Source organism: Acidovorax sp. Root70 (assembly GCF_001428225.1).
GTDB lineage: Bacteria > Pseudomonadota > Gammaproteobacteria > Burkholderiales > Burkholderiaceae_C > Acidovorax.
In genome coordinates, this window is the sequence record NZ_LMHQ01000012.1 from 371,235 (window position 1) to 378,366 (window position 7,132).

6 protein-coding genes and 1 pseudogene are annotated in these 7,132 nt (G+C 66.0%); 3 read left to right on the plus strand and 4 right to left on the minus strand.

Going from position 1 to position 7,132, the window contains the following annotated elements; translation table 11 throughout:
• Positions 1-38 precede the first annotated feature (38 nt).
• Together ASD94_RS09325 and ASD94_RS09330 are read right to left on the minus strand one after the other, a co-directional pair.
• Positions 39-1,343: a tryptophan--tRNA ligase gene (locus ASD94_RS09325; RefSeq protein WP_056641709.1), complete on the minus strand. Its 1,305-nt coding sequence runs from the start codon at positions 1,341-1,343 to the stop codon at positions 39-41.
• A 56-nt stretch (positions 1,344-1,399) separates the two neighbouring features.
• Positions 1,400-2,068 carry a site-2 protease family protein gene (locus ASD94_RS09330; RefSeq protein WP_056641712.1) on the minus strand — a complete coding sequence of 223 codons (669 nt, stop codon included), beginning with the start codon at positions 2,066-2,068 and terminating at the stop codon, positions 1,400-1,402.
• Positions 2,069-2,304: 236 nt separating this feature from the next.
• On the opposite strand from ASD94_RS09330, the gene ASD94_RS09335 reads away from it, so the two are divergent.
• Positions 2,305-3,453, plus strand: a complete 1,149-nt coding sequence (locus ASD94_RS09335; RefSeq protein WP_056641717.1) for a methyl-accepting chemotaxis protein — start codon at positions 2,305-2,307, stop codon at positions 3,451-3,453.
• A gap of 127 nt (positions 3,454-3,580) precedes the next feature.
• Here ASD94_RS09335 and ASD94_RS09340 read toward each other — a convergent pair whose 3' ends face one another.
• Both ASD94_RS09340 and ASD94_RS09345 read right to left on the minus strand, forming a co-directional pair.
• Positions 3,581-4,216, minus strand: coding sequence for an L-threonylcarbamoyladenylate synthase (locus ASD94_RS09340; RefSeq protein ID WP_056641719.1), 636 nt, complete (start codon positions 4,214-4,216; stop codon positions 3,581-3,583).
• A gap of 98 nt (positions 4,217-4,314) precedes the next feature.
• Positions 4,315-5,172, minus strand: coding sequence for a 3',5'-nucleoside bisphosphate phosphatase (locus ASD94_RS09345; RefSeq protein ID WP_056641722.1), 858 nt, complete (start codon positions 5,170-5,172; stop codon positions 4,315-4,317).
• A 255-nt stretch (positions 5,173-5,427) separates the two neighbouring features.
• Between ASD94_RS09345 and ASD94_RS24275 the strand changes: the two genes are divergently transcribed.
• On the plus strand, positions 5,428-6,275 hold an 848-nt coding region (locus ASD94_RS24275; protein WP_369818053.1), incomplete at its 3' end, for a HAMP domain-containing protein.
• Between the two features lies 1 nt (position 6,276).
• Positions 6,277-7,132, plus strand: a pseudogene (locus tag ASD94_RS09355) (methyl-accepting chemotaxis protein); the annotation flags it as partial.

Below are 7,132 nucleotides of genomic sequence, written 5' to 3' on the forward strand. Positions count from 1 at the left end.
ACCTCTTGTCCGGTGCCGCGACGGACCGGTCGCGCAGCTTATGCAGCTGCGGCGGCTTCGGCCAGCGCCTGCAGGGCGGCCGTCACTTCGGCGGCGTCCACGCCGTCCACCGGTGCCAGGCGCGGGGCCAGTGTCTGCAGCGCTGCGCTGTCCTTTTGCAACTGGGCAATGGCCTGGCCGGCCTCCTTGGGTGCGTCGAAGCCCGTGCTCTGCAGCAGCAGGCGGCCGTCGGCGGCCACGAGCTTGAAGTAGAACTTGCCGTCGGCCTCGCGGTACTGCTTGAAAGCGGGCAGGGCGGTCTTGGCAGCCTTGGCCGGTTTGGCGGCCGTGCTGGCCTGCACCAAGCTGCGCAGGCCCACGGCGCTGCGCAGTTCGCGGATGAAGGGCGTGGCCAGCGCGCGGGCGCGCTCGGCCCCGGCCAGCAGGGTTTGCTCGATGCGGGCGGGGTTGTGGATGAGCTCCTCGTACTGTGCGCGCATGGGGGCGATCACTTGGTCCACGCGCTCCAGCAGCAGGTGCTTGGCGTCGCCCCAGGCGATGCCATCGGCATAGGCCTTGCGCAGGGCCTCGGTCTCTTCGGGCGTGGCGAAGGCCTGGTAGATCTGGAACAGGGCCGAGCCTTCGACCTCTTTGGCTTCGCCGGGCGAGCGCGAGTCGGTCAGGATGCCGCCGATGAGCTTTTGCAGCTGGGCACGCGAGCTGAACAGCGGAATGGTGTTGTCGTAGCTCTTGCTCATCTTGCGGCCGTCCAGCCCGGGCAGTGTGGCCACATGGTCGTCGATGGCCGCCTCGGGCAGCACGAAGTGCTCGCCGTACAGGTGGTTGAAGCTGGCTGCCATATCGCGGGCCATCTCGATGTGCTGGATCTGGTCGCGGCCCACCGGCACCTTGTGGGCCTTGAACATCAAAATGTCCGCGCCCATCAGCACGGGGTACATGAACAGGCCTGCGGTCACGCCGTCGTCCTGCTCGCGCCCGGCGGCGGTGTTCTTGTCCACGCTGGCCTTGTAGGCGTGCGCGCGGTTCAGCAAACCTTTGCCGGTCACGCAGGTCAGCAGCCAGGTCAGTTCGGGAATCTCGGGGATGTCGGACTGGCGGTAGAAAGTGACCTTCTCGGGGTTGAGCCCTGCGGCCAGCCAGCTGGCCGCGATCTCCAGCGTGGAGCGCTGGATGCGCACCGGGTCTTCGCACTTGATGAGTGCGTGGTAGTCGGCCAGAAAGTAAAAGCTTTGCACGCCGGGCGTGAGGCTGGCCGCCACCGAGGGGCGGATGGAGCCGACGAAGTTGCCCAGGTGGGGGGTGCCGGTGGTGGTGATGCCGGTCAGAAAACGGGTGGTGCTCATGGGAAACAAGAACTCAGCAAATCAAATGAACAGGAAGTGGCGGGCTGCTGCTGCGCTCAGCGCAGCAAGGCCGTCAGCGGGGTGAGCAACAGGTTGATGGCGGTGTAGCCCGCGGCCATCAGGGGGCGCAGCCACAGCGTGCCCACCACCCCGGCAATCACCAGGCCCATCACGATGAAAAAGCCCCAGGGCTCGATGCGCGACACCATGTGCGCCTGCCGCCAGGGCAATAGGCCCACCAGGATGCGCCCGCCATCGAGCGGCGGCAGCGGAAACAGGTTGAACGCCCACATCACCAGGTTGACCATGACCCCGGCGCGCGCCATTTCCAGGAAGAAGCGCTCCTCAATCCCCGTGCCCACCAGCACCACCAGCAGCACGGCCCAGGCGATGGCCTGGATGAAGTTGGATGCGGGCCCGGCCAAGGCCACCCACACCATGTGCTTCTTGGGGTTGCGCAGGTTGCCGAAGTTCACCGGCACCGGCTTGGCATAGCCGAACAAAAAGGCGCCCGAGGTCGCAAAGTACAGCAGCAGCGGCATCAGGATGGTGCCGACCGGGTCGATGTGCTTGAAGGGGTTGAGCGTGATGCGCCCCATCATGTACGCGGTGTTGTCGCCAAAGTGGCGTGCCGCGTAGCCATGGGCCGCCTCATGCACGGTGATGGCAAACAGCACCGGCAGGGCGTAGATCAGAACGGTTTGGATGAGATTGGAGGTGTCCACGCCGGGATTGTCTCAGACGCTCCGCTGTCCCCGGCGTTGCAAGGGTGACGCTGCGCGTGTGCACATGCGATGGTGCCGGGCGCTGTTGTGGGTTGTACGTATGCCGATGGGGGTTTTGCAGGGGGTGTTCGTTGCTAGCATCTGCCTCTTGCCCGCGGACCGCGACACACGGCGCGTGGTCCTGTGTGGAGGCACCTCCCACAACGACATACAACAGGCCTGGAGACACTGAAGCCATGTGGAACAACTTGAAGATCGGAACGCGCCTGTTGCTGGCGTTTGGCGGCCTCGCACTGGTCGTGCTGCTGTTGATGGTGATGGCGCTGTCTGGCATCGGTGGTGCCGAGCAGGCGCTGCAGGGCGCCACGCCACCGGCCCAGGCGGCGCTGGCGCAGCTGCAAAGTGCGCGCACCTGGGTCATTGGTTGCAGTGTGGTGGTGTTTGCGCTGGCCCTGGTGGCCATGCTCAGCCTGCGCGCCAGCATCGTGGCGCCGCTCAACCAGGCCATCCTGATTGCGGAAACCGTGGCCTCGGGCGACCTGAGCCAGGAGTTCAACTCCGACCTGGAAGGGGACTTTGGCCGCCTGCTGGGCGCGCTGGGCACCATGGAGGACACGCTGACCGACCTGGTGTCCCGCATCAAGCAAAGCACCGATTCGATCACTGCCTCTGCGGCAGACATTGGTCACGGCAATACCGACCTGTCGCGCCGCGCGGAAGACCAGGTGTCATCCCTGACCGAGACGGCGGCCAGCATGGAGCAGCTCACGGCCACCGTGCGCCAGAACGCCGAGCGTGCCCATTCGGCCAGCGACTTGGCCGTGCAGGCGTCGGCGATTGCCGAGCAGGGCGGCTCGGTGGTGGGCGAAGTGGTGCAGACCATGCAGGCCATCAGCGGCAGCTCGCGCAAGATCGTGGACATCATCCAGGTCATCGAGGGCATCGCCTTCCAGACCAACATCCTGGCACTCAACGCCGCCGTGGAAGCCGCCCGTGCTGGCGAGCAGGGCCGTGGCTTTGCGGTGGTGGCCAGCGAGGTGCGCAACCTGGCCCAGCGCAGCGCGGTGGCGGCCCGCGAGATCAAGGCGCTGATCAGCGCGTCAGTCGAACAGGTCGAAAGCGGCGCTGGTCAGGTGGGCAAGGCGGGCAAGACCATGGAGGAAATCGTGGGCGCCGTGGGCCAAGTCAGCGCGCTGCTGGGTGAAATCTCCACAGCCCTGCGCGAGCAGAGCGAGGCCATCAGCCATGTCAACGTGGCGGTGTCACACATGGATGGCGGCACGCAGGAGACGGCTTCGCTGGTGCAACAGGCGGTGACCACGGCGTCAGCACTGTCGGCGCAGGCATGCGATCTGGAGCAGGCGGTCGGAGCGTTCAAGCTGTAGCTCCCGGGGCCGCTGCGCGGCTTCGCGTTCAGGGGACACCACGGACGGTCTGGCAGAGCCAGCTCCATGGTGGCGCGGGCCCTTGGCAGCGACTGCGTTGAGCGCTGCGCCGCTTTTCAGCGGGCTTTTACAACCCCAATGCCTGCACGCTGCCCCGGCCTTCGCGCACCACCACCGGATCGCCGCCAGTGCCCATGGGGGTGAGGTCCACCACCGTGGTGGGCTCCAGCGGGCAGGCCCCGGCATCCACGATGGCGTCCACCAGCTTTTCATAGCGCTCGCGGATTTCCTGCGGGTCGTTCAGGGGCTCGGTTTCGCCCGCAGGGATCAGCGTGGTGGCCAGCAGCGGGGCGCCGTGCAGCTCCAGCAGTAGCTGCAGGCCCTTGCGGTCGGGCACCCGCAGGCCAATGGTCTTGCGCGAAGGGTGGCTCACGCGGCGGGGCACTTCCTTGGTGGCTTCGAGGATGAAGGTGTACGGCCCCGGGGTGCCCAGCTTGAGCAGGCGGTACTGGCGGTTGTCCACCCGCGCATAGTTGGCCAGTTCCGACAGGTCGCGGCACAGCAGCGTGAGGTGATGCTTTTCGTCCACCTGGCGGATGCGGCGCAGGCGGTCCACCGCGTCCTTGTCGTCCAGGTGGCAGACCAGCGCGTAGCTGGAGTCCGTAGGGACGGCCACGATGCCGCCCTTTTGTAGCAACAGCGCGGCCTGCTTGAGCAGCCGGGGTTGCGGGTTGTCTGGATGGGCTTCGAAATACTGGGCCATAGGGGCTGGTTCTCAATGATGCAGGGAGCAGCGCACCTGGGCACCACCCTTCACGGGGCGGTTGCTGGACGCCGGTGCGCCCGATGCGGCGCGTGCCGTCATCGCAAAATCCGGTCGGACAGCAGCTCCCACACGGGGGTCAATGCGCCGGGCAGCAACGGCAGCGTACCCAGGTCGGTGTGCGATTCGTCGGGGCTGTGGAAGTCGCTGCCACGCGATGCGGCCAGGCCAAACTCCTGCGCCATGTCTGCATAGGTCACGTATTCGGCCGCACTGTGGCTGCCCGTGACGACCTCGACCGCGCGCCCGCCATGCTGCTTGAATTCGGAGAACAGCGCGAATTCTTCATTGGCGCTGAACTTGTAGCGGGCCGGGTGGGCGATCACCGCCATGCCCCCGGCCTGCGTGATCCAGCGCACGGCGTCGCCCAGGCTGGCCCAGCGGTGGGGCACATAGCCGGGTTTGCCTTCGGTCAGGAACTTGCGAAACACCTCGGAAGTGTCTTTGCATACGCCGGTTTCGACCAGAAAACGCGCGAAATGTGTGCGCGAGATGAGTGCCGGGTTGCCCACAAACTGCAGCGCCCCTTCGTAGGCGCCCTTGATGCCCACCTGGGCCAGCTGGGCTGCCATCTCTTGCGCCCGTTCGCCGCGCCCGCCGCGTGTGGCGGCCAGGCCTTGGGCCAGCTGGGTGTCGTCAGGGTCAAAGCCCAGGCCCACGATGTGGACGGTGGTGTCGGCAAAGGTGACCGAAATCTCCGTGCCCGTCAGATAGGCCATGCCTTGGGCGCGGGCGGCAGCTGCCGCACGGTGCTGGCCACCGATCTCGTCATGGTCCGTCAGCGCCCACAGCTCGACCCCGTTGGCTTTGGCCCGCGCGGCCAGGTTTTCGGGCGTGAGGGTTCCGTCGGAAACGACGGAATGGCAGTGCAGGTCGGCGTTGAGGATGGAGGTCACCGATTCATTTTAGGGCTTGTACTGATAACGCGCCCCACGGAATCCATTAACACTTGTTACATCTACACTGTGCGTTGTCGGTGGGTGTTCAGCCGGGGCTAACATCAACGATGAGGTTGTGGTTTCCCTCGGGCAAGAAACAATAACAACGCGGAACCTTGCGGTTCTCGCAGAGCATCAGGAGCAACCATGAAATTCAATGACCTGCGCGTCGCCCACAAGATGTGGAGCGTGATTCTTGGTTTGCTGGCGCTGATGCTGGTGGCCGCCGTCTGGACACAGTGGTATGGACGGCAGGTAACTGCTGCGACCGAAGAGTCCGTCAACAAGTACGAGTCGGCCATCACCACGGCAGTCAGCTGGCGTGGCTTGGCGGAAGTGGCCGTTACCATGTCGATGGCCGGGTTTGTGACCACCGACCAGGCCCTCAAGGCAGATTTTGATACCCGGGTGGCGGCGCTCACCGCACGCATCACCCCGGTGCAGGAAAAGATCAACAAGGCGGCGGTGTCCCCTGAGGACAAGGCGGCACTCGCTGCAGTGGCCGCCGCACGTGCCGATGTCCGTGGCCAGACCGACAAGCTCAAGGAGCTAACCGACGCCGGCGACGCAGCCGCCAAGCAAGCCTATGTAGAGAAGGTTTACCGCCCCAAGGTGGTGGCCTACCTGGAGTCGATCGACAAATTCGTGGCGGTGCAAGAGCGGCAGCGCGATGCTGCGGTGCAGGCTGCCCGCGACACACGCGGCAACCTCGTTCTCATCGGGGCTGCAGCGGCCATCGCTGTAGTGGCCCTGGGCATGCTGTTGGCGGCCCTGCTGGTGCGCTCCATCACCCGCCCGCTCGATAGGGCAGTGGTGCTGGCCGAAGCCATCTCGGCAGGGGACCTCACGCTGGATCTTCAAGATGACCGCAAGGACGAGTTGGGTGTGCTCACGCGGGCCTTGTCGACGATGTCGGCGCAGCTGCGAGGTGTGGTGAGCGAGGTGCGCCAGGGGGTGGATTCGGTGTCGTCCGCATCCATCGAGATTGCCAACGGCAACCACGACCTGTCGGCGCGTACCGAACAGACCGCCTCGAAACGGAGACGGTGCGCTCGGCCAGGNTGTCGACGATGTCGGCGCAGCTGCGAGGTGTGGTGAGCGAGGTGCGCCAGGGGGTGGATTCGGTGTCGTCCGCATCCATCGAGATTGCCAACGGCAACCACGACCTGTCGGCGCGTACCGAACAGACCGCCTCGAACCTGGAAGAAACCGCAGCCAGCATGGAGCAGCTCACAGCCACGGTGAGCCAGTCGGCCGACACGGCCCGCCAGGCCAACCAGCTCGCTGGCACGGCGGCCCAGGCGGCAGCGCGGGGTGGTGAAGTGGTGGGTCAGGTGGTCACCAGCATGCAGCAGATCACCGACAGCAGCCGCAAGATCAGCGACATCATCGGCACCATCGACGGCATCGCCTTCCAGACCAACATCCTGGCGCTGAACGCTGCGGTGGAAGCGGCCCGTGCGGGCGAACAGGGTCGGGGCTTTGCCGTGGTGGCCAGCGAAGTGCGCAGCCTGGCCCAGCGCAGCGCCGAGGCAGCCAAGGAGATCAAAACCCTGATCAGTGCCAGCGTAGAGAACGTGGAATCGGGTTCGGCCCAGGTGGCGCAGGCCGGACAGAGCATGGAAGAGATCGTTGCCAGCGTGCAGCGCGTGAGCGACCTGATTGGCGAGATCACGGCATCCTCGACAGAACAGCGCGACGGCATCGCGCAGGTCAACCAGGCGGTCACGCACCTCGATCAGATGACACAGCAGAACGCGGCACTGGTGGAAGAGTCCACGGCCGCAGCCGCCTCGATGCGCGACCAGGCACAGCACCTGGCGCAAGCGGTGTCGGTGTTTAACGTGGGGGCCGTGGCCACCCGGGCTCCTGCAGCAGCGCCCCGGGCTGCAGCACCGGCGCCCGCGCCTCGGCCCGC